This window comes from Stenomitos rutilans, from assembly GCF_059505485.1.
In genome coordinates this window covers 46654-70088 of sequence record NZ_JCACKR010000064.1, presented here as the reverse complement: position 1 = coordinate 70088, position 23435 = coordinate 46654, and the positions used below count along the sequence as shown (strand labels likewise).

Annotated in this window: 22 protein-coding genes; 9 read left to right on the top strand and 13 right to left on the bottom strand. The window is 51.1% G+C overall.

What is annotated here, in order from left to right; translation table 11 throughout:
• Nucleotides 1-22: 22 nt before the first annotated feature.
• The 5 genes from AC5JLP_RS12095 to AC5JLP_RS12075 form a co-directional block, all read right to left on the bottom strand.
• Nucleotides 23-631, bottom strand: a complete 609-nt coding sequence (locus AC5JLP_RS12095) for a DUF3172 domain-containing protein (RefSeq protein WP_496068162.1) — start codon at nucleotides 629-631, stop codon at nucleotides 23-25.
• A gap of 205 nt (nucleotides 632-836) precedes the next feature.
• Complete coding sequence (locus AC5JLP_RS12090; RefSeq protein WP_496068161.1) at nucleotides 837-1082, bottom strand: ChaB family protein; 246 nt, start codon at nucleotides 1080-1082, stop codon at nucleotides 837-839.
• 222 nt (nucleotides 1083-1304) lie between these two features.
• Nucleotides 1305-1940 carry a response regulator gene (locus AC5JLP_RS12085; RefSeq protein ID WP_496068160.1) on the bottom strand — a complete coding sequence of 212 codons (636 nt, stop codon included), beginning with the start codon at nucleotides 1938-1940 and terminating at the stop codon, nucleotides 1305-1307.
• Nucleotides 1937-3175, bottom strand: a complete 1239-nt coding sequence (locus AC5JLP_RS12080; protein WP_496068159.1) for a sensor histidine kinase — start codon at nucleotides 3173-3175, stop codon at nucleotides 1937-1939. Before AC5JLP_RS12080 ends, AC5JLP_RS12085 begins: the two co-directional genes overlap by 4 nt.
• Nucleotides 3176-3197: 22 nt before the next feature.
• The gene (locus AC5JLP_RS12075) at nucleotides 3198-3944 is read right to left on the bottom strand and encodes a CPBP family intramembrane glutamic endopeptidase (RefSeq protein ID WP_496068158.1); all 747 of its coding nucleotides are present in this window, start codon (nucleotides 3942-3944) and stop codon (nucleotides 3198-3200) included.
• Nucleotides 3945-4138: 194 nt separating this feature from the next.
• On the opposite strand from AC5JLP_RS12075, the gene AC5JLP_RS12070 reads away from it, so the two are divergent.
• From AC5JLP_RS12070 to AC5JLP_RS12050, 5 genes are all read left to right on the top strand, one after another.
• On the top strand, nucleotides 4139-5311 hold the full coding sequence (locus AC5JLP_RS12070; protein WP_496068157.1) for an HlyD family secretion protein: 1173 nt from the start codon (nucleotides 4139-4141) through the stop codon (nucleotides 5309-5311).
• 109 nt (nucleotides 5312-5420) lie between these two features.
• On the top strand, nucleotides 5421-6617 hold the full coding sequence (gene devC, locus AC5JLP_RS12065) for an ABC transporter permease DevC (protein WP_496068156.1): 1197 nt from the start codon (nucleotides 5421-5423) through the stop codon (nucleotides 6615-6617).
• Between the two features lie 268 nt (nucleotides 6618-6885).
• Nucleotides 6886-7623: a DevA family ABC transporter ATP-binding protein gene (locus AC5JLP_RS12060; RefSeq protein ID WP_496068155.1), complete on the top strand. Its 738-nt coding sequence runs from the start codon at nucleotides 6886-6888 to the stop codon at nucleotides 7621-7623.
• A gap of 60 nt (nucleotides 7624-7683) precedes the next feature.
• Nucleotides 7684-8313: a Uma2 family endonuclease gene (locus tag AC5JLP_RS12055; protein ID WP_496068154.1), complete on the top strand. Its 630-nt coding sequence runs from the start codon at nucleotides 7684-7686 to the stop codon at nucleotides 8311-8313.
• A 70-nt stretch (nucleotides 8314-8383) separates the two neighbouring features.
• Nucleotides 8384-9211: an ABC transporter permease gene (locus tag AC5JLP_RS12050; RefSeq protein WP_496068153.1), complete on the top strand. Its 828-nt coding sequence runs from the start codon at nucleotides 8384-8386 to the stop codon at nucleotides 9209-9211.
• Between the two features lie 107 nt (nucleotides 9212-9318).
• Here AC5JLP_RS12050 and dnaA read toward each other — a convergent pair whose 3' ends face one another.
• The 5 genes from dnaA to AC5JLP_RS12025 form a co-directional block, all read right to left on the bottom strand.
• Complete coding sequence (gene dnaA, locus AC5JLP_RS12045; protein WP_496068152.1) at nucleotides 9319-10716, bottom strand: chromosomal replication initiator protein DnaA; 1398 nt, start codon at nucleotides 10714-10716, stop codon at nucleotides 9319-9321.
• A 777-nt stretch (nucleotides 10717-11493) separates the two neighbouring features.
• Entirely contained in the window at nucleotides 11494-11940 is a 447-nt protein-coding gene (locus tag AC5JLP_RS12040; protein WP_496068151.1) for an ATP-binding protein, read from the bottom strand.
• A 3-nt stretch (nucleotides 11941-11943) separates the two neighbouring features.
• A complete protein-coding gene (locus AC5JLP_RS12035) occupies nucleotides 11944-13668 on the bottom strand; it encodes a SpoIIE family protein phosphatase (protein ID WP_496068150.1) in 1725 nt (574 codons plus the stop codon).
• A gap of 222 nt (nucleotides 13669-13890) precedes the next feature.
• Nucleotides 13891-14532 (bottom strand): chromophore lyase CpcT/CpeT, encoded by a 642-nt coding sequence (locus tag AC5JLP_RS12030; protein WP_496068149.1) that lies wholly within the window; start codon nucleotides 14530-14532, stop codon nucleotides 13891-13893.
• A gap of 276 nt (nucleotides 14533-14808) precedes the next feature.
• The gene (locus AC5JLP_RS12025; protein WP_496068148.1) at nucleotides 14809-15759 is read right to left on the bottom strand and encodes a GDSL-type esterase/lipase family protein; all 951 of its coding nucleotides are present in this window, start codon (nucleotides 15757-15759) and stop codon (nucleotides 14809-14811) included.
• A gap of 470 nt (nucleotides 15760-16229) precedes the next feature.
• Between AC5JLP_RS12025 and AC5JLP_RS12020 the strand changes: the two genes are divergently transcribed.
• On the top strand, nucleotides 16230-16421 hold the full coding sequence (locus AC5JLP_RS12020) for a hypothetical protein (RefSeq protein WP_496068147.1): 192 nt from the start codon (nucleotides 16230-16232) through the stop codon (nucleotides 16419-16421).
• 301 nt (nucleotides 16422-16722) lie between these two features.
• Here the strand turns inward: AC5JLP_RS12020 and AC5JLP_RS12015 are convergent, their stop codons facing one another.
• The 3 genes from AC5JLP_RS12015 to AC5JLP_RS12005 form a co-directional block, all read right to left on the bottom strand.
• Nucleotides 16723-16992 carry a GlsB/YeaQ/YmgE family stress response membrane protein gene (locus AC5JLP_RS12015; RefSeq protein WP_496068146.1) on the bottom strand — a complete coding sequence of 90 codons (270 nt, stop codon included), beginning with the start codon at nucleotides 16990-16992 and terminating at the stop codon, nucleotides 16723-16725.
• A 331-nt stretch (nucleotides 16993-17323) separates the two neighbouring features.
• On the bottom strand, nucleotides 17324-18340 hold the full coding sequence (locus AC5JLP_RS12010) for a glycosyltransferase family 2 protein (RefSeq protein WP_496068145.1): 1017 nt from the start codon (nucleotides 18338-18340) through the stop codon (nucleotides 17324-17326).
• 84 nt (nucleotides 18341-18424) lie between these two features.
• Nucleotides 18425-19162 carry a C40 family peptidase gene (locus AC5JLP_RS12005; protein ID WP_496068144.1) on the bottom strand — a complete coding sequence of 246 codons (738 nt, stop codon included), beginning with the start codon at nucleotides 19160-19162 and terminating at the stop codon, nucleotides 18425-18427.
• A 212-nt stretch (nucleotides 19163-19374) separates the two neighbouring features.
• Here AC5JLP_RS12005 and AC5JLP_RS12000 point away from each other — a divergent pair, with 212 nt between their 5' ends.
• The 3 genes from AC5JLP_RS12000 (at nucleotide 19375) to AC5JLP_RS11990 (ending at nucleotide 23376) form a co-directional block, all read left to right on the top strand.
• Complete coding sequence (locus AC5JLP_RS12000; RefSeq protein ID WP_496068143.1) at nucleotides 19375-19539, top strand: hypothetical protein; 165 nt, start codon at nucleotides 19375-19377, stop codon at nucleotides 19537-19539.
• Nucleotides 19536-20444 (top strand): RluA family pseudouridine synthase, encoded by a 909-nt coding sequence (locus AC5JLP_RS11995; protein ID WP_496068142.1) that lies wholly within the window; start codon nucleotides 19536-19538, stop codon nucleotides 20442-20444. The genes AC5JLP_RS12000 and AC5JLP_RS11995 overlap by 4 nt, the downstream gene beginning before the upstream one ends.
• Before the next feature lie 655 nt (nucleotides 20445-21099).
• Nucleotides 21100-23376, top strand: coding sequence for an amylo-alpha-1,6-glucosidase (locus AC5JLP_RS11990; protein ID WP_496068181.1), 2277 nt, complete (start codon nucleotides 21100-21102; stop codon nucleotides 23374-23376).
• Nucleotides 23377-23435 lie beyond the last annotated feature (59 nt).

Below are 23435 nucleotides of genomic sequence, written 5' to 3'. Positions count from 1 at the left end.
AGACAGTTCTAGCTGTGACCGTTTAATATTTCTCGTTCTCCGGCTTCGGTGCGCCGCCTGTGCCGGGTTGGTTTAGGAAGAGGTTCTTCGCGGCATCGTTCTGATAGATGCAGTCAATTCTGGGCGATCGCTCTAGTGCATCGGTAAAGCCGAAGGTATTCATGCGGTTTTTGCAGTCACGCACCTGCTCCGATTTAACTAAGCCTCGCTGCTCCAAGATCGACCAGTTATTGGTCCGAAGCACGCATCCTGGCTGGGTACTAGGCTGAGAAATGTAGACGTTCAGCGGATTGAGGGTGACAAAGACACGCGCATCCATCGTGATGGCGGCAGAACCAAACTGGGCGCAAAGTTCGGCATTGGGCGCACGTTGGCTGAGGTCAAGGTCGGTGACAATTTTGCCCGCACCAGAACTGGAAACAGAGCTAAAGCCAAGACCAATGCCAATGCCTAGAATAAAAACACCTGCCAGCACCGCTAGAGCCGTCGCGTTGAACAGTGCCGCGATCGACGATTTAGCTGGCTTTTGCTTAGAGGATTCTGGACTGGAGTAGCCGTCGTAATCACGATCGTAGTCGCGATCGACCTCGCGGTCATAGCTAGAGCCTGAGTTCCTGGGTTTACGTTTCATAGTCATCTGACCCGGTTGAACGCGTTAAAAGTGACCTTCTTCCAGTATGCCGCGAATGGACAGCGGTCTGCACACAAAGAATCTCTGTACCTACAAGAGACACTCTCCGCGTCACCCTAGCGTATTTTTGCCTCAAACAGCAAGAAGGAGCCTACCGCAATGGAAGGCTCCTCCGCACTAACAGTATGGAATGAGCAGCAATAGCTTAGTTGCCGCCAGTGGTAATCGGTTTATTATGAATGCCGATATCAGGCTGCTGTCTGAAGTGCCATTTACCATCGGCTCCTTTTTCGTAGTTTGGCTTGATCGAGTTCCAGGCAACGTTGGTAGCGGCTTCTTCATCTAAGCCGTCGCTCACAGCACTGTTGTAAGCGGTTACAAAAATCTGCTGTGAACCGTCAGCCAGATTTTCTTGGATCTCTTGGGGAAATTCTTCCAGTTGTTTAGCCATCGGTATCTCCTGACAAACCTATCAATAGGGATCAGCTTAAGTGTCTGGTACTGATGCTTCCTCTTTCTGAAGAGGAGACAAGGCTTCTACCCAACGACCAGCGAGGGATGAATGCTCTTAGTAGCTTTGAAAACAATCCATACGTTTGTGAAGCCATCCGATAACCGATTCTGGCTGCTGACAGATAACAGGTTTCTGCCCCTCAAGATTCTAGAGCGCGTGTTAGCGCAGGTGCCGATGTGCCCACAGCGCTGCTTGAACCCGATCGCGCACGCCAAGCTGACAGAGGATGCGCGTAATGTGATTTTTCACCGTCCCTTCGGTGAGATGCAGTTGTTGAGCAATTTCTCGGTTACTGTTGCCTTGGCCCAGTAGTTTCAGCACGGCTTGTTCGCGATCGCTCAATAGCGGGACGGCTGATGCTTTGGCTTCAGGTGCCTGAAACTGGATCTGGGCAAATACTTTGGGGGCGATTGTCGGGCCGAGTTGACTATAGCCCTGATGCACCAGTCGAATGGCCGCAGCTAGTTGCTCTGAAGGTGTGTTTTTAAGAAGATACCCGGCAGCACCGACTTGCAGCGCTTTGAACACATACTCATCTTCATCAAAGGTTGTCAGCACAAGAATTCGCATGTGGGGATGGCGTTGATGGATTTCACGGGTTGCGCTCACCCCATCCGCGATCGGCATTCGCACATCCATCAAAATCACATCTGGTTGGAGCTGGTCGGCAAGCGCAATGCTTTCCCTACCGTTGCTGGCCTCACCAACAATCACTAAATCTGTTTCTAACGCCAGTAAAACGGCCAGTCCTTGCCGAAAGAGCACCTGATCGTCTGCCAGTAAAAGCTTGATCATTGGGGTAGGCTCACGTCAAGCTGAGTTCCTTCGCCGATCTCGCTCTCGATCGTAAACACCCCTGCCAACAGATCGACCCGTTGTTGAATGCTTTGTAACCCCAAGCCTGTGTGAGAACCAGTGGGGTCAAAGCCGCTACCGTTATCTGTGAGCGTGAGATGAATGCGATCGGCCGTCGCGGTCAGTTGCAAGTGCACATGAGAAGCCTGAGCATGTTTACGAATATTCGTTAGCCCTTCTTGCACAATGCGGTAAAGCTGCTGGCTGGTCTGAGGCGTTAGGAGCGGTAGGTTTACATCCGTTGTAATGATTAAAGCGGTATGCTGACTGGCTTGCTCAATGAGCACCCTCAACGCCTGATCAAAATTAAAGGTAGATGGCTGGATCGTCTGCAAAGCCAATCTCACATCCTCCAGGCACTGATCGGTTAACGCTTTCGCCTGATTGATTGCGTCCAATGCCTGCTCAGGGTTCCGCTGGCGGAGCTTCTGCGCGACTTCTAACTGCACACCCAGAGTGGTTAACGTATGCCCCAGTGCATCGTGAAGATCCCGTGCAATGCGAGTGCGCTCTACCATAGCAGCCAGGGTTTTGACCTCTTGTGCCAGAGACTCTGCCCGTTGACGACTCTCGCGTTCTGCCACGATCACAAAGCCTAATAAGATCACGAAAATGCTGATGCCTGAATACTCAATTAAGGCTGATGAAAAGACTGGCAATGGACTCAAAAGTTGCTCTATTTGATTGGCTTGAGCCAGTTGTGCCAACGTTTGTTGTTGCAACTGACGCAGATTGCCGACCACACTGGTCAGGTAGCCTGCCCCCACAGTCAGCATGATGAGAATGACCTCGCGACGGCTGAGAAAGAAGCAGCTTTTAATCAAAAAGAAATACAGCAAAATACTGGTTTCAACGCCCATAAAGCTAGCAATTAGGGTTAAGCCCATTTCGATCGCAATATAGACGCGCCGCTGCCAGAGAGGACGATCGATCGGAAACCAAAAGCTCAGCAAAAAAAAGAGACTGTTAAACCCGATCGCTTTCGGCAGCAACGATTCGGCATTAAACGGCACTGGAAACACCCGTTCAATGGCATACAAGAGCGTCATCATCAGCAACAACACCCACTCGGCATACTGCATGACCTGGCGCAACGAAGCTGAAGGACTGGCGATCGTCCTCTCAGCAGGAGATTGCCGAATCTTTGCGTCTGTAGTCCATGCAAGTCGTTTCATCTTCAGGTGCTAGCTACCGACATTATCGTTTCAACCCGTCGCTGATGATCATCACTATATGAGTCAGCATATGAGCAACAATCGCCGATTCTAGCCCTTTCTGCCAGTACAAATAGCCTGCAATAAACCCAAAGAATGAATTGCCAATCACCACGTAGAGGATGAGCGGCATCGTTGCCTGGGCTGTAAGTGCGAACGCGAGTGGCAAATGCCCTAAGCCAAATATCAGGGCCGAAACCACGATCGCGAGAATGACATAGGCTGGCTGAGGCGCTTCACAACCTTTCTGTAGCATACGCCACAGACCCCAAACGAGGAGCGTCATGAACCCCCACCGCACCATTATTTCTTCTGTAATCCCTCCATACAGGATGCGAGTGAGCAATGGAGTCGTTTCTGACAAGGCTTCCCCCTTTGCAAGAAAGTCTAACGGTAAGGAAGACCACCATAGAAAAGACCAGGCTGAAATCACGACGCCTCCGATCGCACCTCCGATTAAACCTGGCATAATCTGTGGCTTGAGAAGCAGAAATTTTTGCGCTGTACCCTGAGCGATCGCTTCAGCAAATGGTGCCGACAAACCAACTTTAGGGGCTAGATTGACCCCTATAAGTACGGCGATTGAGAGGAGAAACGTGGGCGAAATGAGACTCAAAAGCTTAATAGCGACTGGAGAGAAAGGAACCGCTTCTTCCGAGGCTGGCAGGTTAATCCAGAGTGCCGAAAGCACACCGCTCATGCCAATTAGCCACAGAACTAAAAACAACATTCTTTTAGCAACCATCAGCAACTTTGGAGTAACTGGCACTATTTTGTAATACTTGTCATTGCTTTCATCGTGACTAAAGTCATTGAAATTACATGACCAATCGCTGCTTCAGTTAATGCTGTTTGTGGGAGTCAAATGCCCTGTAGCTTTTCTATGATGGCTGCTAGTTAATAGCACGCATTTCCAGACTTCTTATGCAGCAGTTGCAGAAATTAGTCGCTCTTGTGGGTGTCGCCAGCATGTGTATGGCCTGCGATCTGCTTGAGCCAAAAGCCTCCCAGACAGTAGTACAAGCGGCTCCGGTGGCAGCGGTCGTGGCGTTAGGACGATTGGAACCAGACGGAGAAGTGATTAAACTGTCGGTACCCAACGCTCAGGACAGCCGTGTGAACCGCATCTTAGTGAAAGAGGGCGATCACGTGCAGTCGGGTCAGTTAATTGCTTTATTGCAGGGCATCGATCGTCGGCAGGCAGATGTGCAAGATGCCAAGGCAGACGTGCGCTTACAGCAGGCAACGCTGACAAAAGTGCGGCAAGGAGACGCTAAACAGGCACAAATCACTGCTCAGCAAGCAACGATCGCCCGTTTGGAAGCACAGCTTAAGACTGAAACCCAACAGCGACAGGCTGCGATCGCCAGCGCCAGCGCCACGCTTCGTAATGCGGCTCTAACCTATCAACGGCGACAGGCATTGCAACAAGAAGGCGCGATCGCTCGTGCCGATCTCGATACGGCTCAACGAGAATGGGATACGGCTCGTGCTGAACTGGCAGAGCGTCAGGCGGCTTTACAACAAACGCTCACCACCGTATCAGCCGAAATTGTCCAAGAGCGTGCCAGGTTAGCCGAGCTGCGGGAAGTGCGTCCAGTGGATCTGCAAATCGCTGCCGCACAGCTTGAAAAGGCTGAAATTGCCGTCCAGCAACGTCAAGCGCTCTTAGAAGATGTGCAGGTGCGTGCGCCGATTTCAGGGCAAATCCTCAGAATTAACACGCGCATTGGCGAACAGGTGAATACGGCCCAGGGCATTATGGAACTGGCGCGGACGGAACAGATGGTCGTTACAGCGGAGATTGCCGAGATTGACGTTGGCAAGATTCACAATGGGCAACGGGCCATCATTACCAGCGAATATGGCGGGTTTATAGGCGAAGTCCACGGCACGATCGCGCACATTAGCTTGCAGGTAGGGCGGCGATCGCTCCAGGATGCTAACGCAGTCAACAGCCCTACGACTGACAGCAATGCCCGCGTTATCGCCGTCAAAATTCGGATCGATCCCAAAGACAACGCCAAAGTTGCCTCATTCACCAACATGCAAGTGCGGGTCAAGCTAACAATGGAAAAACGCCAGGCTAATAGGTAATAGCGGTCAGCGGTCAGCTTAGAGTTCTTTGCTAACCCCCAGTCCCCTACCCCCTATCCCCCAACCCATCCCCCTTCAACACTTGTCAATTGCTAAATATCCTACCGCTATGACCAAATCACGCTACTTCATGCCACCTACAGCACTATGGCACATGTTGCAAACTCAGCGACCGCTTGCGTGGGCACAACTTTCACATCAAAAAGTGCGTTTAGCCGTGGCAATGGGTGGTATCTCTTTTGCTAACGTGCTGATTTTTATGCAGTTAGGCTTCCTGTCGCTTTTTACTGGCGGTGCGACGGCCTTACCGCAAAGTTTGAAAGGAGACTTGTTCTTACTCAACCCCAGCACTGAATTTTTAGGATCAAATGGGTTCGATCGCATTCGTCTCTATCAAGCCGCCGCAATTCAAGGCGTGGTTGCAACAACACCGTTGTATATTTCACCCACGTCCTGGGCTTATTCTGAGCAGAAAAAATCTTTTGAAGGTCGTGTGTATGCCTTTAACCCCACTCAAACGGTCTTTAATTTGCCCGCTGTCACTCAGCAACAGCAGCGACTTAACGTTCCCAACAGCGTGTTGTTCGATCGACAGGCAAAGCCTGATTTTGGCCCCATTCCCCAGCTTTTCGCCGAGAAAGGCCCTGTGATGGCTCTGCTCAACAACCGTCGTGTCACGGTCGAAGGGCTTTTTAGTCTAGGCAACTCATTCTTCTTAGGCAGTGGGAACGTGATCATGAGTGAAGCCACTTTTGCAGACATCTTTGGTGCAAATTTGCTGGATCAAGTGAGCGTGGGTGTGGTGACACTGGCAGCCAACGCAAACCCAGCGGCCGTGAAAGCAGGTATTGAAAAGAACGTGCCAGGAGTGAAAGCCTATACCCACGATGAGTTAATAGCCAAAGAGTTAACTTTTCAGGAAAGTACGGCGGTAGGCCCCATCTTTAGCTTTGGTACCATCATGGGCTTTATTGTGGGCGTAGTGATTGTGTATCAGGTGCTCTACAGCGATGTCAACGATCACCTGGCAGAATACGCCACGCTTAAAGCAATGGGCTACTCCGATCGCTCCTTACTCATGGTTATTTTTCAAGAAGCAACAATCCTTGCCATCTTGGGGTTTCTGCCTGGGTTTGCCATTTCCGTCTGGATGTATGGCTTTTTGGGCGGCTTGACCCGACTGGAGCTCATCATGAGTCCTGAAATTGCCCTCACAGTTTTTGTTCTCACGCTTGTGATGTGTACCGTATCAGCGGCGATTGCCTCCAGCAAGCTCCGGTCTGCCGATCCAGCCGATGTTTTTTAGCGCAGTATTTCGTTCCAAGCTTAACCACTATGCCTATAGAGCCAACAACGCCCCCTCCTGACTCCTGAGTTTTGAGTTTTGAGTTTTGATACCAATTTGAATTGAAAATGCGACACATCCTGTAGGGGCAAGGCATTGCCTTGCCCCTACCCACCGATTGATCTGTAGCCGTCATTCTTTAAATCGGTATGAGTTTTGAGTTTTGAGTTTTGACTCCTGACTCCTGACTCCTGATGCACCGTCCTTAGCCACTCATACTCACTTCTTTATGCTGCAAACCCCCGTCATTGCAATCCAAAAACTCAACCATACGTTTGGCAAAGGGGCACTCCAACAACCTGTATTAAGCAACATCAATCTTGAGATGAATTCTGGTGAAATTGTGATTCTGACCGGGCCTTCTGGGAGCGGGAAAACGACTTTGCTGACGCTGATCGGAGCGCTGAGAAAAATGCAGGATGGGAGCCTTAAAATTCTCAACCAGGAATTGCAAGGTGCCAACCAGCGCAAGCTCATGCAAGTACGCAACCAAATTGGTTTTATTTTTCAATCCCACAATTTGCTCAAGTGCCTCACGGCTTGGGAAAATGTAGCGATGTCGCTTAAACTCCACAAAACGACGCTGCCCGTCGAAAGGAGAACTAAAGCAACAGCCATACTCCAGTCTGTAGGATTGGCCGATCGAGTAGATTATTACCCGGAAACTCTCTCTGGTGGGCAAAAGCAGCGTGTGGCGATCGCCCGTGCTCTGGTCAGCCATCCCAGACTGATTCTGGCTGACGAACCCACAGCCGCACTGGATAGACAGTCAGGGCGCGACATTGTGGAACTCATGCAAAAGTTAGCTCAAGAACAAGCGTGCGCCATTTTGCTGGTAACGCATGACAACCGCATTTTGGATATTGCCGATCGCCTGATCCACATGGAAGATGGTCGCTTAGTGAATGAGCAAGAAACGTACGATGCAGAAACGACGATCGCGCCGCTTGCGGAACTGCAAACGTGAGTTGATCCATACGCTATAGTGGCTCTAAGCGGCACCAGCGGGAAAGACGAGGAAAAGGCAATGTATGCAGTCATTTCAAGCGAACGCATTCAATTGCCGCCGGGAACCGTTGTTCATTTACCGGGAACCTGGCAGGACTACCTTGCTTTGTGCGAAAGCCGAGGGGATGGCTCCATTCCGCGCATCAAGTACCGCAGTGGAGAAATCGTGCTGATGAGTCCTTTACCCAAGCATGGGCGCGATGCTCACCTAATTGCAAATGTGGTGACAGTCTTGCTAGACAGTCAAAACCGTAATTACGAGGCGTTTACGCCCATCACCATGTCGCTGCCAGAAGAGAGTGGCATTGAACCTGACTATTGCTTCTATATTGAGCGTTGGCAAGCAGCCGTCGGCAAAGACCGCTTAAATTGGGGGATTGATCCGCCACCGGATTTAGTGATTGAAATTGATGTTACGTCCTACTCCAGTGTGAACGATTACTTACCCTATCGTGTGCCTGAAGTCTGGTTGTTCAAACGGAACCAGCTTGCCATTCATGAACTGCACAATGACGCATATCAACTGCGATCGGAGAGTCGCTTTTTCCCAGGAACTGATCTGCGATCGCCGATGTCTCGTTGCCTTCAAACAGCCGCTGAACAAGGAACTGGCGTAGCAATACGAGAACTTCGACAATCCTTGCTGTGATCACGTACAGGAGAGTGTAACAATAGTTAAAGACAACGTAACCGCTAGCTTCAACTGTGAGTCTTCATTTGTGAGTTTTCAAACGCCATTACTGCTTCAAAAAGCGGCTTCTAGCTCCACCCTTCACACACTTTGGAGCGATAGCCTCACCGTTTTCTGGGGAGATTGGCTCGATCTGCGGGTGCGTCTGGTGCAAGTCGTCGCGTCTGGTTTGGTGTCGCCGCTGATCTACATCGTGGGTTTTGGGTTGGGCCTGGGAAGCGCTCTGGATTCAGCCATGAAGCCCTCAGCGGGAGACAACTACTTGCAGTTCATTCTGCCCGGAATGGTGGCGCTGTCATCAATGGTGATTAGCTTTGGCGGCACAACCTTTTCAATTTGCGGCGATCGTCTCTTCACCAAAACCTTTGAAGAAATGCTGTTGATGCCCGTGCATCCGCTGGCGCTTCACGTTGGCAAGATGATGGCAGGCATTGTGCGAGGCATGCTCACCGCAGGTTCCGTCATTCTGGTTGCCATTCTCTGCACAGGCAAGGTGTGGAGCTTTCTCAACCCGCTGTTTCTGCTGGTGCTAGTGCTGAACTGTGCGGTCTTTTCAGCGCTGGGCGTGATTGTGGGGCTAAATGTCAAATCGCTAGAAAGCGTCGGTATCTACAACAATTTTGTGATTGTACCCATGTCATTTCTGGGCGCAACTTTTTTTGACCCGGTGACGCTACCGATCGCGCTAAAAGTCATCGTTTACCTGCTGCCTCTAACCTACACCAGTCTGGGACTACGAGCAGCAGCTTATTTGCCCCTTGCGCAGTTTCCCTGGTACGTCATTCCGGTGCTGCTGTTGGCGGCAATTGTACTCTCGGCGATCGGGGCACGTCAGTTTTCTAACCAGCAAGATTGATTGGAGCAAAGGGATGAGGGATGAGGGATGAAGGATGAATTAGCTTTGAATATTGGAAACTGGAGACTGCTTCCCGTTCCCCCCTGCCTCCCTTGCTTCCCCTGCCCTCACTTCCGTGACTGACTCGAAAGATTAATCCGATCGCCCAATTGCCGCAATGTTTGTGCCATGCTGGGATCGCTCTCCTTAAGCTGAGCAATCTTATCGCAGCTATACATGACGGTAGTGTGGTCTTTGCCGCCAAACTCTTCACCAATCTTGGGCAGGCTCAAATCAGTATGATGCCGCATTAAGTACATCCCAATTTGACGGGCAACGCTGATTTCACGGCGACGAGAACTGCCTTTCAGGTCATCGACCGAGACATCAAAGGCTTCCGCGATCGCCAGAATCACCGCTTCTGGTGTTGCTTCCACCTTCTCTACGGGAGGATTGAGGACGGGTGAAATATTCTCCACTGTCATGGGCAACCCCGAAATGGAAATATAGGCAACCGCTCGAATCAGTGCCCCTTCTAGCTCACGAATGTTGTTGGTGTAGCTAGAGGCAATGTATTCAATCACCTCACGCGGCAGACGCATGTTTTCGTACTCGGCTTTCTTTTGCAGAATCGCCATACGCGTTTCTAAATCGGGCGGCTGAATGTCGGCAATCAAGCCCATCGAAAAGCGGGAACAGAGCCGTTCTTGCAGGCGAGGAATCTGGTTGGGAGGACGATCGGATGCCAGCACCACCTGCTTACCCGTCTCGTGCAGCGTATTGAAGGTATGAAAAAACTCTTCCTGGGTATACTCCTTGCCTTCAATAAACTGGATGTCATCCACCAGCAGCACATCTACCGCCCGATAGCGCTCCTGAAAGCTCTGCCGACTGTCTTTGCGAATGGCTGTAATGAGATCGTTCGTAAACTGCTCTGTGGAGACGTAGACGATGCGCGAGGTAGAGCAGATTTCCAGCCGATAATGCCCGATCGCCTGCATGAGATGCGTTTTGCCCAGTCCGACCCCCCCACACAGAAACAGGGGATTGAACTCCCGACCAGGTGACTCTGCAACGGCTAGAGAAGCTGCATGGGCCATGCGATTATTGGAACCTACGACCAGCCGCGAAAACACATATTTAGAATTCAAATCGCTCCGCGCACTGTTGCCAGTGGTTGGCGCAACCGTTTGAGAGGTAGGTGGGGGATCAGCAGGGTTCTCATGAAATGGCAGCGGCCAGAACATGTCTGCATTATCGATAGCATCGTCACCTTGCGCGATCGTGATGTGAATATCGATCGGGTGCCCTATCACTTCCTGCACCACTTCCGCAATGGTCTTGATGTAATACTTTTGCAGCCAATTACGTGCAAAGGGGTTAGGGGTACGGATGACCAGGCAATTGTCATCTAACTGCTCTGCAACTGCCGTTTTGATCCAAGTTTCAAAGGTTGGACGACTGAGCTGAATCTGCAAGCGTTCCAGCACCTTTGTCCAGAGATTATCGAGCGTAATTTCGACCACGAATCCTCACCTCTTACCCGTGAATGGCGACATAAACCGAGGCAAACCGGAGATCCCGACTTCCTTCTCTGGGCGGCAAGCGCTGCCCCAACCTTACTGCGTTGCCCTCAAACGATGCACCGAAATTAGCTGAAGCGCAAGTCCAAAATGAGTAGATTTACTGTACGGAAAAAGTGCTAAGCCAGCATTTAGCTCTACATATAGCGTTTAGTCTATTGAAGTAGTTTAGTAGTAGCGTATCAGATCTTGCTGGAGACGATCGTTCTCTGACAACGTCGCTCTGGAGCACAGTCCAGCAGCCCTCTAGACAACCACTCTGCCGCAGACCGTTCTATGACCGCCGTCCAAGAAGGGCGAATAACGCTGCCATGCCTCTCCGAGCAGTTTAGAGTAGCGCGATCAATCACAAAATTGGCTCCCTGATGCATGAACAGAAGAGCAGTCTACCCGATTTTCACAAGCAAGCGATAGCGCTTAGAGCATCTTTAGAATTTGAAAGGGTAGGGGGCAGAAGGTAGAAGAAGGCAGAGGGCAGAAGGATAGGGGATGAATTATACCGATTTAAAGAATGACGGCTACAGATCAATCGGTGGGTAGGGGCAAGGCATTGCCTTGCCCCTACAGGATGTGTCGCATTTTCAATTCAAATTGGTATTAGCTTTGAATATTGGAGGCAACGGGAACTAACTACTGGAGGCTGCTTCCCTGCCCCCCACGTTTCCCCTGCTCCCCTTACCCCCTTGCCTCCCCTTTTCCCGACTCCCTACTTTCCCCTCCCTACTCCCTTCCCACTTCCGCAGGCTGTGATGGTTCTGGCAAGCTGGTTTCCATCTTGAGGCAGTTGAGACCGTCTACTTGCAATTGGTATTCGACACGATCCATTAAGCGGTTGAGAATGAGCCAGCCATAGCCGCCTTCTTGCATCAATTCTGGTGTTGGCTCCATGTATGTTGCGATATCATAGCCAGCGCCATGATCCCAGAGTTCCAGGGCGATGTCGCGTTCTCGCAGTTCTAGCCGTATCAGGACAGGCAGAGCGGGCTGATCTTTGTGCGCGTGGCGGACGACATTTGAATAAGCCTCGACTAGAACCAGCCTTAGCCGATTGGACTGTCGAGTCCAATCGACGTGGTTGCCAAGTTCTACTTCCAGCGCGCCTAGAAGCCAATTTTCGACAATGGCTAAAAACTTCAGGTCGCTGGGTACGTGTAGCTCAGTTCTCATTAACTACAGAACCTCCAGGGAGAGTATGGTCTGGTCGTCTTCTTGAATTGTATTGTGCGATCGAATCCGCGAAAGCAAGCGGTTGAGGTCAAGAGGGGCATGTTCTTGCATCAGCAGCTGCCACAAACCAGCTTGTTGCAGCATCGCCGTCACCGTTTGGGGGGTCTTGGTGCTGCCGTTGTCAGCCGTCGCCACTGTCGCCTCGGTAATGCCGTCGCTGGTCAGGAGCATGACCTCCCCTGGGTTGAGCGCCACGCTACCGGATGCTGCCTTCCAGATCGGTAGAATACCCAACGGCACGCCACGTACTTTCAGATAGTTAGGTTCCACGGCTGATGCGCCTTGAGTTGCTACCTGCGCGGCTACATTGCGGCTAGACCACACTAAGGGGTAAATGTGTCCCGCATTGGCATACACAAGCTGCCTGGTTGCAGGGCTATAGCGTGCCAGAACCATTGTGATAAAGCAGTTGGTACTCACCAAATCTTCAGAAAGACTGCGGTTTAAGTTCTGCATGACAAGATGTGGTTCTGGCGGTGATTCTTGAGACAGTTCTCGCCGCAGTACGGAAATTGCGCTTGCCATGAACAGAGCGGCAGGCACGCCTTTGCCAGACACGTCTCCTACAGCTAGCCAAATGTCGCCTTGAGGATGGGCATAAACCTCAAAAAAGTCGCCGCCCACTTCCCGTGCCGGAAAGCAGCACGCCTGTACTTTCATGCCATCCAGGTCGGGAAGGCTTTGGCGGAGCAGGTTTCCTTGAATCTGGCGGGCAACGGCCAGTTCTGCCCGCATTTGTTCGGCTTGCTCCTGAGTGCGCTGGTAAAGCTTGGCCTGCGAAAGGGCAAGGGCTGCCTGATCGGCCACTCCTTGAATGAGTTCGATATCTTCAAGCGACCAGGGTTGGTCGATCGCCCCCCGATACAGCGACAATACCGCCAGAAGTTCTTGCTGGTACAGAAGCGGTACCACCAACTGATACTCTTTCTCAGCCTGCTCCTGTTTTGTCAGTGCTGGTGTGACTTGAAGCTGCCGGGTTTGCCACGCCGCTTGCAGGAGTGATGTCTCCTCAAGCCGATCTGCAAGTGGGGGGGACTCTTGACCGAGTGCTGTTTCTGCCGCTTGGTTGCTGTGATAGACCAGTGCTTTTGGTTCCAGGCTATCGTCCACTACAGGATGCAACATGCACCGACTTGCCGCAAAGGTTTGTCCCAGCGTTTCAGCAATGGTCTGTAGCATGCTGCTGTAGTCCAGCGACTCACGAATCGCCGTGGTCATCGTGTTAAACAGCGATTCACGACGTAATGACCGCCGCAGTTCGTTAGTGCGTTGCTTTAAAACTTGATACGTTTCTGCCGCTTGCTGGACGACCCCTTTTAGCTGGTCAGGATTCCAGGGTTTGGTGATGTATTTGAACACCTTGCCTGCGTTAATGGCTTCGACCAAATCTTCGACATCGGTGTAGCCAGTCAAAACAATCCGAATCGTGTCGGGGTAGCGATCGACCGTTTTGCTCAGAAATTCTGTGCCCAGCATTTCAGGCATGCGCTGGTCTGAAATGATAATCGCCATTTCTCCCTGCTGCTCTAGAATTTGCAGTGCCGCGATCGCGCTATCGGCTTTGATCACCTCAAAGTCACGACGAAACGTGCGATAGAGCAGATCCAGGTTGTCGGGTTCGTCATCGACCACCATTAATTTGAGCTTTTTACCCATGCCCTGAGCCATGCCAATACTCCATGTTAAGCACAAAGGTGCTCTGTCGTTGATCTCCAGCCACAATCACTCTTCATTAGAGTAAGGTACCCCATACGGTTTGAGCTTGAACAAGGGGGAGTGGGGGCCGGGAGGTGGGGAGTAGGGGAAGCGAGGGGAGCAGGGAAGGAAGCTTTCAGGAGTTAATTCCCAGTTACCGCCAATAGTCAAAGCTAATTCATCCCTCATCCCTCGTTATTGACGGCGAAACTGATAAGACTCTGCTTTCGCCCCCCATACCTGTTTGCCAGCAGCATCAAAGCCTTGATCCCAGGTGTCCATGCCATCAAGACGCAGCACGATATGGTTCTTAATTCTCACTGCACCTCGGACATTCGCAGGACAGCCATCAGCAGGAGTATTACCCACATAAGCATCACCAGAGCGCCGCAGGAAAACGCTACAAATGGTAGTGCCGAGGTCTTTAGTTTGCACCAGGCGATCGCCAACAGGCTTGTCGCAGAAATTGATCCAGGCGGTAGGATTCACAGGCTTGAAGGAGCGCGATCGCACACTTTGGCTCACTGGGCTGGCGCTAAGCTGCAAAAAGCGTTGCCGATATGGTTTAGCTAACTCCTTAGCCAGTGCTTGCTCCTGATAGAGCAGGATCGTGTTGCTCGGTGCGGCATTACCTGCCAACGTCACCCGGCACGTCGTCATACGGACGTTAGCCGCTTTGAGATTGGCCCGTGACTGAGCGGCTGTAGACATCACGCCCTCAAGCCGCGCTGCAACTGCTTCAACTTGCTGCTCCAGGGGCAGGCCATCACTATGAGCAGGGGCTGCGGCTATAAGCAGGTATGGGAAAATTAAAGCGATCGCAAACTGATGCTTCACAGTAAATCACTCAGTAAAGGAGGACGATTGATTCCTGTCAAAATGCTACCGCAATCAGATGAAGAGATTTTTAGGAGAGTCGTCAGATAGTTTGAGTTGGAAGAGAGGAGTGAGGAGTGAGGTGAGAGGTGTAAGGATGTAAGAGTTTTGAGTTTTGAGTTAAAGAGCTATTAGCTATCAACAGCCCAGCCATCAGCTTTCTTCTAACAACCAACAACTAAAAACCCTAGCGAAGCTATGCCGAAGGCTTTACAACTTCTTTTACCTTTTTCCTTCTCACCCACCCCGCGCAAGCCACGTATCTGCTTGCGCTAGTTTGGCTTGCCAAGCCGCGTAGCCATTGGCATTGAGATGTAACCCATCCGTGGTTAGCTCAGGGCGCAGGTTGCCCTCTTCGTCGGTAAATTGGGTGTAGAGATCTAAGAAGGTGACTCCATCTTCCTGAGCGATCGCGGCGAGTCGTTGATTCAGCCAACCAATGCGATTGCCGGGCACCATCGTTGTGCGGGTAGGCAGAATGGATTGTAGAACGATGCGGGCACCAGGATGTGTTTGCCTCAAGCGGCGTACAATTTGGCGCAGATTCCACAGAATATCGTTATCGGTTGCGCCTTGCTTGAGGTCATTTACGCCAGCCATGACATAAATTGCCTGTGGGCGAGCGATCGAAAACGTGGGCAAGCGGTGGAGGATCGCCTGAGTGGTTTCGCCAGAAATCGCTTGATTGAGCCAGAGTTGACCTGACGGCAGGCGATCGCTCGGAAACCACAGACTGAGCGAATCACCAACCATGACCGACAAACGGCGGTTTCCTTGCCCTCTAGTTGCAGCCTTGGCCTCTAAAGCCAGCAGCCGTCGCCACTGGGCGTCGGTTGGGTTTCTAGTAGCTCGTGACCAGATTTCATAAAAGCTATCGATCGGCAACCGGGTGTAGAGCTTGCCCGATCGCAGGGCCGCCACACGCTGCCAGTAGAGTTGGCTACCTGAACGGGGTAAGGCGATCGCGGGCTGAGAAAATTCTGTAGCTTCCTGCCCAATATCAGGCTGCACATTGGGCTTCAGAATAGCTTTAGTTCGAGTGGCTTCCTCTGAAGAATCGGTTTGACGCAAAGGCGATGTCTTCCAATCGCGGGCTATTAGTGGGGCGGCTGGTGGAGGCACACTGGTAGACGGTTGCTGAGCCAAGCTTTTTGACAAAACGGTTGCCAACAGAGAAAGATCGGTCATTTTGCTACAGGAAACTCATGTTTTCCTAGTCACAATTGCTGCGCCCGATCAGGAAAATTGTTAGCAAAAATTTACGTCCGCAGAGTAAATGTGGCCTCAACGTTGCAACGGCCATATCAACGGAAGCTTGTCTGAACGACGCGATCGTATGCACGCAGGCAACGCTTCCTTCCTCTAATTTCTCTTCAGCTATAGCAGTCCGAAAGGGTGCGTCAAAAGTATGTGTGGTTTAAGCCATCAGTCCTAAGCCCTCAACATAGACTTTAAGGCTGGTAGCTGATAGCTAACCCAAAAATAATTTTTATAAAGCAAGAGGATTGCTCTGTCACGACTATAGTTCAAAGCTACAACGGTAAAATAAATGCTGGATGGGTTTGCTTCGCCAATCAAGGTATGTGCCTACAGTGCTGGAGCTTTCTCACCTAGACGTAAAGATTCAATGACATCTCATTTTGAGATTGGAGCTAAGAATGACGATCGACTGTGCTGAAGCCTGCAAAAACGGCTGTGTATTAGGTGATAAATGTCCAAACCTGGAATACAAAGCCCAAGCAACTAAATTTATTAGCGAAACCTCGCTTGATCAAATGCTGAAAATGGCAGAAGAGGCTATTCGTAAAAAGCGTATGGAGCCACCTCAATGGATTTTGCCTGACGAATAAAGACTACTGAGACGCGACTAATCAACGATTTCTCATGAACCTCGAAGGTCTAAGCGACAACATTTGGTTTGATACCTGATTCTTGGTTAAAGCTTCCGAGGTTTGCGCAAGCCCGATTGCAAAAAATAGGTTCAGCAAGAGAAATAGTAGCTCTCACTGAACCTGCTTAGTTTTAACTTTCGCCTTCTGAGCAAGCTTCTTGCTTTAGCCGTGAAGTTTGAAAACTACTTACCTTCACACATCGGCAACATCAAGGCACAGCACCCAGTCAGGCGTTACTAAACCTAAATTGAGGGACGACCTAAACTGCACGGCGGGTGAGCAGCCCCCACAAGAAAATGGCAATAATTGCACCAAGAACCGCTACAAAAACGCCAGGAATACTCAAGCTTGTAGCTGCCAATTGAAGCGTGCCAGTATTCAACAAGCTAAACAAAGAACCACCGACAAACGCGCCAATAATACCTAAAACGATCGTGCCAAGGATGCCGCCACCTTGAGGACCTGGGTAAATTGCTTTCGCAATAGCACCCGCAATCAAACCTAATACGATCCAAGCAATGATGTTCATAGTTGCTTACTAAACCTCTTTATGTTGATAAATCAACTGTTGACAAATCAACAATAACAAGGCCCTGCTATTAACCAATCTGCCAAAGGATATAACTCCAAAGCCCTTCAGGAATAGGGTGCAATCATTCATTTGTGGTGCTTTCTTAGGACTTACGCATTTGCCCCCAAACTCCCAATTTTTGGGGCTTTAATTGGCTCGGTTCCCCCAAGCATTGGGGGCTAGGAGGCGAAAGATTGGCCGCTTTTGCGTAAGTCCTCTTTCTAAATCAGTGAGGTATGACCATTAGAGCTCGATCGCGCATGCATCTCATCATGTTGCTTTGATCATTCTAACGATCGGTGGCATGACCAGGCTCAATCGTCTCACGAATACGATAAATGGGTCTGCCTTGCGATTCGTGATAGGTGCGCATTAAAAGCTCTGCCAGCAACCCCACGCTAAAGAGCTGCACGCCAGCTAAGACTAAGACCACTGCCAAAATCAAAAGTGGACGGTTGCCGATGCTGACTCCGTAAGCCAGTTTCAGCACGGTAAGGTATGCGCCGATCACTGTACCAATGGCGATCGATCCTACACCAAAGAGTCCAAAGACATGCATCGGTTTGGTGAGAAACTTCCGCATAAACCAGACGGTGAGCAAATCCATAATGACTCGAAACGTCCGGTCTAAGCCATATTTGCTCTTGCCAAAGCGACGGGCATGATGGCGCACTGGAATTTCGGTAATTCTAGCCCCTTCAATAAAAGCCAGGGCGGGTAGAAACCGATGCAGTTCGCCGTAGAGATTCATATCGGCAACGAGTTCTGATCGATAGGCTTTCAGTGAACAGCCGTAATCATTCAGCTTTACCCCTGTCACCCTGCTAATCAACCAGTTCGCAATCTTTGAGGGCAGTAGCCTTGTGAGCGCCGCATCTTGGCGGTCTTTGCGCCAACCACTCACCAGATCGTAGCCTTCTTCCAACTTGGCAAGCAGCATGGGAATATCGGCTGGATCGTTCTGCAAATCGCCATCGAGCGTCACGATGACCAGTCCTTTCGCACTGCTGAAGCCTGCCGCCATTGCCGCTGTTTGACCATAGTTACGACGTAAAATCACCGCACGTAAGTCGTTCCGTGCCTGTGCCATTTGCCTGAGCAAGGCATCTGAACCATCAGTTGAACCGTCATCGATACAAATAATCTCGTAGCGAAGCTGTTCTGCACTGAGGCTAGAGGCGATCGCGTCCACCAGATGAGGCAGGCTATCGTACTCGTTATGAATAGGTACAACGACCGAGACTTCGGGAAGAGTGGCGTTGGAAGCCCGTATCAGACTGCCGTCAGGGTGCAATGAAATACTCATGGTCAATGGCAATAGTAAAGATAAGGCTGACAACTAAAGAGACTGAAAGCACTGTATCAAAGATTGGTCACGAATCTGTTACAGTCAGGTGCAACTTGCTGGCTGATAGCAGGCGACAATCCGCCCAGCACCCCGCCGTTGAGCAAAGTATGCTTGGCTAACACGATCGCCCGACTCCGACAGGCGATCGATGCCAATACCGTTCCGCCCCTGATCTTTGCCAGAACTGTGGATGTAGCAGCTTTCGCCCAGGTATAAGCCCACATGTGTTGCCTTAGCGGGTGGCCCGAAAAAGACCAAATCACCAGGCAGCAGTTCTGATGACGAAATTGCCTGCGTAAAGCCTTCCTGCTGATACGCATCTCTAGGTAGCCAGATGCCTACGTCTGCGAACGCCGCTTGCACCAAACCAGAACAGTCGTAGTCTGGTGCCACCGTGCCACCCCAGAGGTACTGGTTGGGTCGCGCCATCGCTGCTTCTGCAAAGGCGATCGCACCCTGCACCCGCTTCCTGATTTCTGCCTCTGAAAGAGAAACAGGTTGATAAGGTGGATCGGCAATGTCGAGCTGTTCAAGATCGGCGATCGCCAGCCAGCCGGGATAATCGTCTTCACAGAGACAGACTGCGATCGCCGCTGGTGTTGTTCCCTGCTCCGCCTCGGACAGTGGCACAACGCGTAAATAGCGTCCTGCCGCCGCCTGCGTGACCAATCCTTCTAATGCTGGAGATTTGTAGAGGTTTAGATGCGTCCGACAGCTATACTGTGGGCGATCAGCATTGGGTAGCGACTGGTGGGCCTGGAGTTGAGCAAAAGAAATCACGGAAAAGTTGTTAGTTGTTGGTTGTTAATAAAAGGGCGAGAGTTTTGAATTTTGAGTTAAGAGAGCCGTCAGCCTTTAGCCCCACTCCCTACTCCCTACTCCCCTTTGCTACCTTCTACTTCTACCTTTTGTTCACAAATTAATCCAGAACTTTTCCCCTTCTACCATTTCCTCCGGATCAAGCAAGACGTTTTGGAATAGAGGAGTGGTAGATGCACCCTGATATTGCCCTTGGCTTCTGGCTGGGGGCATTTACTTTTCAGGGCTACTACAGCAAAACGACTCACAAAAACGAATGCTTCTGGATTGAAGTGTGCTACACCGTTCAGAATACAAGAGTTGAGCCGTTGCTGCGTGATGTGAGTGCTGAAATGTGAATCGTGGTTGGACGTATCGAGAGCAGGTAGATCGATCAGCACAGGGTGTAACGGTGCTGGACTATTACACTCAGCGATATCGTCATTCTACTAGGTCTGAGTGGCAAGGTCGGATTCAAGCAGGACAAATATTGCTCGATGAAGCAGAAACAACGGCAGAGACGCGCCTGCTAGCAGGGCAATGGTTGACCTACCAACGGACTCCCTGGCAAGAACCGGAAGTGCCGCTAGCATTCGATGTGCTTTACGAGGATGCTGATGTGGTGGTTGTCGCTAAACCACCCGGTCTGCCAGTCCTACCCGGAGGAGGTTTCCTGGAACACACGTTGCTCTGGCAATTGCAGCAGTGCTATCCCCAAGACACACCGACTCCCATCCATCGCTTGGGACGAGGGACTTCTGGAGTCATGCTACTGGCACGATCGCCCAATGCCCGTAAATACCTGAGCCAACAACTGCGCGAACGCCAGATGCAGAAAATCTATCGAGCGCTGGCAAAGGGCATCTCCATGCCCGATCGCTTCACCATTACAGAGCCGATCGGCAAGCAGCCTCATCCCACCTTAGGGTATGTCTATGCCGCCCATTCTCAGGGAGCGTTCGCCCAAAGCAATTGTATAGTGCTGCGCCGTGATGCCACAGCTACCTTGCTCGAAGTGACCATTCTGACGGGCAAACCCCATCAAATTCGCATTCATCTCGCAGCGGTTGGTTATCCTCTCGTTGGCGATCCACTGTATGCGATCGGCGGGATACCCGTCATCCGCTCCGCCTCTGAAACCGATAAACTGCCTGTACCAGGCGATTGCGGCTACCACCTGCACGCTTTACAGTTAAGCTTTACCCATCCCAACGGGCAGTCAATGACGTTTACCTGTCAACCGCCGCCAATACTCGCTGTCTGAGGGCGTGGGGAGCGGGGACGCAGGGAAGGCAGGGAAACTCAAACCGTAGTAATCAGCGGTCAGCTTTTTAGCCTTCATCTCCCAGCGCCCAACTCTTGAACTCAAAACTTTTCTCCTTCTACCCTCTTTTGCCTTCCAATTGTTTAGAACCGCTGACAGGCTGGAACAATAAATTCAACATTTATGCAGAAAGCAAACGGCGATCGCATGAGTGTGTTGAATGCCCGAAAACCAGTTCTATCAAGATTTTGTGAGATCTTGTCAGTGAATACTCTGATCGCGCCACAAGCTGCAAAAATTCTGTAGCCTTGAGTATGGGCTAATCCTGTACAAATCGTCGTTTTGTCGTCGGCTGCATGACTACGGTCAGTCTTGCCTGGTAGAGCCAGGTTACACGTGATCGAATGTGATGCATCCAATGCCTATCCAATACCTTTCTATTCAAGGCGCTATGAGGGAGAGATGCGACTGTACGTTTTAAACTGAAACCGTTCAAACCTCTCATCGGTGATGCCATCTATGACGTTTGAAGCTGGCTATGGTTACGTTCACTGTTTTACATCTCATGCTCTCTAGCGTTCGATCGCACGTGTGTTTGAGTGCCCTGAGTTTTGCCCTTACCAACTTTGTCCTGTTACCGAAACCTGTGGATCGAATGACACTAGAAACTCTGGAACTGATTGAACTTGACGGTCGTAAATTTGCCCCGGCTGACCAATTCCCCATCTCTGAATGGCCTTGTGTGTTGAGCGAACGCCCTCACACCACGTTGACACTGAAGGATGACGACTTATTCCTGCTGACCGATACACTCGGCAATATTGGCGGCTGCATGGAGAACGATCGCAGCTCTAGCATGGGGCTGTTTTGCCGCGATACCCGCTTTCTTAGCCGCCTGGAACTGCAAATTGAGGGACGATCGCCCATTCTTTTGAGCAGCACGGCAGACAAGGGATTTTTCCTATCAGTGTTATGCACAAACCCGCAGATTGATGAGCGTATCCGCGCTGAATCGATCGGCATCAAGCGTGAACTGGTTCTGAACGGTGGGCTATTTGAGGAAATCGAAATCTCTAACTACACGACCAATACCGTCAGCTTTGAAATGAGCCTGAGCTTTGATGCCGATTTCAAAGATCTCTTCGACATTCGAGGCTACGCACGCGAACATCACGGCAAACGACTGCATCTGGTGCCATCTGAACCAACGCCTGCTGACCAGAGCGAAGCGTTTGCGATCGACGACTCCGCTAAGCCAGTTGCAAAGTCGATGGAAATGACGCTTGCTTATAAAGGTCTAGACAATGCGCTGATGGAGTCACGCCTCTACTTCGTCCATCAGCAGCCCGATGTGCTGAAAGGCTTTACGGCTGTCTGGCAGTTGACTATCGACTCTCACGAAACGTTGAAGATCGGTTATCGCTTGCAAATGTTTAATAACAGTCATGCGATTTCTGTCGTTAGCGCTCCTGTGACGCTCTCTCAGGCGAAAGCAGCAGAACTGATGGAAGAGCAAACCTGGCGACAACAGGTCACGCGGATTCGATCAGATAAAAACACCTTTAACCAGATCATCGAACGAGCCGAGCAAGATATCTACCTGCTACGGCAATCGTTTGGTAAGGGCAAAGCGCTGTCTGCCGGAGTGCCCTGGTTCTCTACCTTGTTTGGACGCGATTCCATTATTGCGTCCTCTCAAATCTTGATGCTCGACCCGCAAATTGCCCGCGAAACTCTCACCATCCTGGCGCAATACCAGGGTAAAAACGACGATGAATGGCGCGACGAGCAACCGGGCAAAATCCTGCACGAAATTCGGTTTGGCGAAATGGCGCGCTGCCAGGAAATTCCTCATACACCCTACTACGGTACAGTTGATGCGACTCCGCTTTGGCTAATGCTTTATGCCGAGTATTTTGCCTGGACGGCTGATCGCGAAACGTTGGATGCTCTGTGGTCAAACGCTTTGGCAGCGATGGACTGGCTCGATCGCAACTGCCGCGAAACAGGCTACCTCAGCTATCTCCGCACCTCCCGTCGAGGGTTGGCAAATCAAGGTTGGAAAGACTCTGGCGATTGCATTATCAACCGTCGCGGACAACTGGCAGAAGGCGCGATCGCCCTTTGCGAAGTGCAGGCATACGTCTACGCCGCGAAAATTCGGCTGGCGCAAATCGCCCGCATGAAGAAGCGGATTGATCTCGCCGATCGCTGGGAAGACGAAGCCAGAGACCTCAAAGTTCGCTTTAACCGCGACTTCTGGATGGAAGATCAGGACTTTTGCGCACTGGCGCTGGACGGCGATGGTAAACCTGTAGACAGCATCACCTCCAATCCTGGGCACTGCCTCAACCTGGGCATCTTTACCCCCGAAAAAGCCTATAGCGTCGCCGAACGTTTGCGTGCGCCCGATATGTTTAATGGCTGGGGCATTCGCACACTCAGCAGCTTATCGCCTGCCTATAACCCAATGGGCTATCACATTGGTTCTGTGTGGCCTCACGACAATGCGATGACGGCGATCGGGCTGCGATCGCTGGGTCTAATCGATCAGGCCCTCGAAGTGTCCAAAGGCATTTTGGACATGACCAAACGCCAACCGTACCAGCGCCCGCCTGAACTGTTCTGTGGCTATGAGCGCATAGAAGACAACGATCCGGTGCAGTATCCCGTCGCCTGCTCACCCCAAGCGTGGGCAACGGGCAGCGTCTTTCAGCTCTTGCAGATGATGGTCAACCTCGTCCCTGATGCTCCTGGTAACCACCTCCGCATCATTGACCCTGCTCTGCCAGAATCGATTAACTACCTCTCGCTTCAAAACCTTCGCGTCGGCCCAACGCTGCTAGATCTGGAGTTTGAGCGATCGGGTTCTAGCACAGCCTGCCGTGTCTCCAAAAAACGCGGCAACTTGCGCGTCGTCATCGAAGCCTAACCATCTTCAACCAGGCAACCACAAGCTTGGTGGTAGGGCAGTTTTTCTACCACCAAGCT

Coding starts and splice junctions, on each gene's coding strand:
- AC5JLP_RS12060 (WP_496068155.1), top strand. CDS start 6,886: ATGCTGCAAACCCCCGTCATTGCAATCCAAAAACTCAACCATACGTTT.
- AC5JLP_RS12035 (WP_496068150.1), bottom strand. CDS start 13,668: ATGGCTCAGGGCATGGGTAAAAAGCTCAAATTAATGGTGGTCGATGAC.
- AC5JLP_RS12025 (WP_496068148.1), bottom strand. CDS start 15,759: ATGACCGATCTTTCTCTGTTGGCAACCGTTTTGTCAAAAAGCTTGGCT.
- AC5JLP_RS12075 (WP_496068158.1), bottom strand. CDS start 3,944: ATGTTGTTTTTAGTTCTGTGGCTAATTGGCATGAGCGGTGTGCTTTCG.
- AC5JLP_RS12080 (WP_496068159.1), bottom strand. CDS start 3,175: ATGAAACGACTTGCATGGACTACAGACGCAAAGATTCGGCAATCTCCT.
- AC5JLP_RS12085 (WP_496068160.1), bottom strand. CDS start 1,940: ATGATCAAGCTTTTACTGGCAGACGATCAGGTGCTCTTTCGGCAAGGA.
- AC5JLP_RS12000 (WP_496068143.1), top strand. CDS start 19,375: ATGCACCCTGATATTGCCCTTGGCTTCTGGCTGGGGGCATTTACTTTT.
- AC5JLP_RS12015 (WP_496068146.1), bottom strand. CDS start 16,992: ATGAACATCATTGCTTGGATCGTATTAGGTTTGATTGCGGGTGCTATT.
- AC5JLP_RS12040 (WP_496068151.1), bottom strand. CDS start 11,940: ATGAGAACTGAGCTACACGTACCCAGCGACCTGAAGTTTTTAGCCATT.
- AC5JLP_RS12055 (WP_496068154.1), top strand. CDS start 7,684: ATGTATGCAGTCATTTCAAGCGAACGCATTCAATTGCCGCCGGGAACC.
- AC5JLP_RS12095 (WP_496068162.1), bottom strand. CDS start 631: ATGAAACGTAAACCCAGGAACTCAGGCTCTAGCTATGACCGCGAGGTC.
- AC5JLP_RS11990 (WP_496068181.1), top strand. CDS start 21,100: ATGACACTAGAAACTCTGGAACTGATTGAACTTGACGGTCGTAAATTT.
- devC (WP_496068156.1), top strand. CDS start 5,421: ATGACCAAATCACGCTACTTCATGCCACCTACAGCACTATGGCACATG.
- AC5JLP_RS12010 (WP_496068145.1), bottom strand. CDS start 18,340: ATGAGTATTTCATTGCACCCTGACGGCAGTCTGATACGGGCTTCCAAC.
- AC5JLP_RS12070 (WP_496068157.1), top strand. CDS start 4,139: ATGCAGCAGTTGCAGAAATTAGTCGCTCTTGTGGGTGTCGCCAGCATG.
- AC5JLP_RS12090 (WP_496068161.1), bottom strand. CDS start 1,082: ATGGCTAAACAACTGGAAGAATTTCCCCAAGAGATCCAAGAAAATCTG.
- AC5JLP_RS12020 (WP_496068147.1), top strand. CDS start 16,230: ATGACGATCGACTGTGCTGAAGCCTGCAAAAACGGCTGTGTATTAGGT.